Raw genomic sequence first — 2459 nt, forward strand, 5'->3', positions numbered from 1 at the left:
GGGAGCGCCGGGACGCCGGGGGACACGGGCACGACGGGGAACGCGTAGGGCGGCGCCGCGGGGAGCGGGGCCCCGCCGACCGGCCCGAGTGCGCCGGGCGGCGGCGCGCGCACCGAGCCACCCCGCGCGGTCCGGGGCACGGGCCCGGGGGGAGTGTCCGCGGGCGCGCGACCGGTCCCTCGCCGGGGCGTCGGCGCCCCGCGTACGCGGGCGCGCGTCGAGGCGTGAACGGTCGCGGAACCGGGGCCGCGGCCGGGTCCTCGCGGCTCGTGCGGCGACTGCCCGGCGTCCCGGGCCCCCGCCCTTCGAAGGCCGGCGCCCCGCCTCGTACCGGAACGGGGCCCACGCGCCCTCCGTCACCGAGAGTTCCGGCCGGGTGGGCGTGGGGGCGGCGGTGGCGGGTGCCCCGTGGGGGTGGCCGTCGGCGGAGGTGATGTTTGTTCTCGCCCTTCGCGGACACTCGCACCTCACACCCGCCGCACGTCAGCGGCTCTGCGTCACGAAGGGCAGTCGCATGACCACGTACACGACCAGTACCCGTCCCGCGCGCGTCCGGCGGCGGCGTTCCGTGAGGGCCGGCCTGCTGGCGGCCACGGCCGTCGCCGCCCTCACTCTCAGTGCCTGCGGCGACGACGGGGACGGGGACGCCGCCTCCGCCCCGAGCACGACCGGCGCCCCCTCGCGCCCCGCCGTCTGTGAGGATCTGGCCAGTCTCAAGGGGCACGCGTCGGAGCTGTCCCGGCTCGGCCCGTCGTCGAGCTACGCGGACATCGAGGACCTCCGTGAGGACATGAACGGAGACATGGACGACATCCGCGAGAGCGCCAAGGAGACCGGCGGTGCCGCCGTGGACACCGGCCGGCTGGACCGGGTGTACGGCACGTTCAACAAGACCGTCGACGCGCTCGACGACGACCGGATGTCGGGGGAGGGCCGGCTCAACCAGCTCAGGCCGCAGCTCGCCGAAGTGACGAAGGCCGTCACCGACTCCGAGCGCGCCGCGTCCTGCTGAGCGCGGCCCTCCGGGGCTGAGAGACCCCACGGCCGAGGGGCCAGGGCGGAACGCGCCCGGGGCCGGAGCGGGTTCGCGGATTCCAGCGGCGGGTCCCGTCGGCGGACGGGACCCGCTTCCTCGTTCCCCGCCCGCCCCGGACCGCTCAGGACCAGGTGATCGCCGACGTCTCGCGCCACAGGGCCGCGAGGTCCGGGCCCCCGGTCAGCGTCACGGCGTCGGCGGGCAGCCGGTTCCAGAGGTACAGGTAGAGCAGGTCGGCGGTCCCGCTCAGCTCCGTGTCGGCGGCCGGCTCCCCGAAGGTGGCGCCCGGTTCCACCGCGGTCCGCTCGGTGCGGGGCGCGTCGCCGGAGAGCCGTACCGTCCACACGTCACCGGTGTCGGTGGCGCGTACCCGCAGGAGGCGCGGTTCGGGCGTCCGTACGCGGCTGCGGTCACGGGCGTGGAAACCGCGCAGCAGCTCGTCGATGCCGTCGGCCGCGAGAACCGGGTCGACCATGCCGGGGCCCGTGGGGAGCGCGGACTCGGCGTCGGCCCGGTGCACGGTCGTCTCGTGGGCCTGCCGCCGCGCCCAGAACGCGAGGGGCGACGGCGCCGGCAGGAAGGTCCAGCACTCCAGCCCCTCCGGCGCCGCGCGGAGGGCCGCGACGAGGCCGTCCAGTCCCTCGCGGTAGTGCGCGAGCAGGGCGTCGCCGTCGAGGTCCGGCTCACGTGCGGCCGGTCGGTACGAGGTGTGCCCCTCGGCCACGAAGGCGGTGGCCCAGCGGTGCACGGTCGTGGTGTGCCGCAGCAGGTCCCGGATCCGCCACCCGGGACAGGTCGGCACCGCCGCGTCGGGGCCCGCCTCGGCGGCGGCTTCCGCCAGGGCCTGTCCCGCCGCGTCCAGCGCGTCGATGTGCTCCGCGACCTTCATCGTCCCCTCGGGGACACTGCTTTCCTCGATCATGTCCATGGCCCGGATTCTGACAGCCCTGGCGCGCGGGGGAAGAGGCGAGCCGCGATCCGTCTCAGGCCTCGGACACGGGCGGGGGCGGTGGGGCCGCCGAGGTGGACGGGGCGGTCAAGCGGCCGTGGAGGCACCCGCGTTGCGTGCTCCGTACCCCATCACCGCGGCGCCGGCGGCCAGCACGGCGACGGTGGTGAGCGCCACCGGCAGGGAGAACCAGTCGGCGAGGAACCCGATGGACGGGGGGCCCAGCAGCATCCCGCCGTAGCCGAGGGTGGACGCGGTCGCCACCCCGCCGGGTCCGGCGAGGGCGCCCGCGCGGGCCACGGCGACCGGGAAGATGTTGGCGAGCCCGAGGCCGGTCACCGCGAAGCCGAGCAGTGCGGCCCACACGGTCGGCGCGAGCGCGCCGAGGAGCATGCCGGCGGAGGCGGTGATCCCGCCCGCGACCAGGGTGCGGGTCTGGCCGAACCGTTCCAGGAGCAGCGTGCCGGACAGCCG

The 2459-nt window shown here is 76.7% G+C and carries 2 protein-coding genes and 1 pseudogene; 1 reads left to right on the plus strand and 2 read right to left on the minus strand.

The genetic code is table 11. The features are described 5' to 3' along the window. Window positions 1-514: 514 nt before the first annotated feature. Window positions 515-1012 (plus strand): hypothetical protein, encoded by a 498-nt coding sequence (locus RIF68_RS34175; RefSeq protein WP_309055355.1) that lies wholly within the window; start codon window positions 515-517, stop codon window positions 1010-1012. 145 nt (window positions 1013-1157) lie between these two features. Here the strand turns inward: RIF68_RS34175 and RIF68_RS34180 are convergent, their stop codons facing one another. Then, window positions 1158-1925 (minus strand): maleylpyruvate isomerase family mycothiol-dependent enzyme, encoded by a 768-nt coding sequence (locus RIF68_RS34180; RefSeq protein ID WP_309055356.1) that lies wholly within the window; start codon window positions 1923-1925, stop codon window positions 1158-1160. Window positions 1926-2072: 147 nt separating this feature from the next. After that, window positions 2073-2459 (minus strand): annotated as a pseudogene (locus RIF68_RS34185) (MFS transporter); the annotation flags it as partial.

The sequence above is a fragment of the Streptomyces sp. genome, assembly GCF_031178505.1.
GTDB lineage: Bacteria > Actinomycetota > Actinomycetes > Streptomycetales > Streptomycetaceae > Streptomyces > Streptomyces gulbargensis.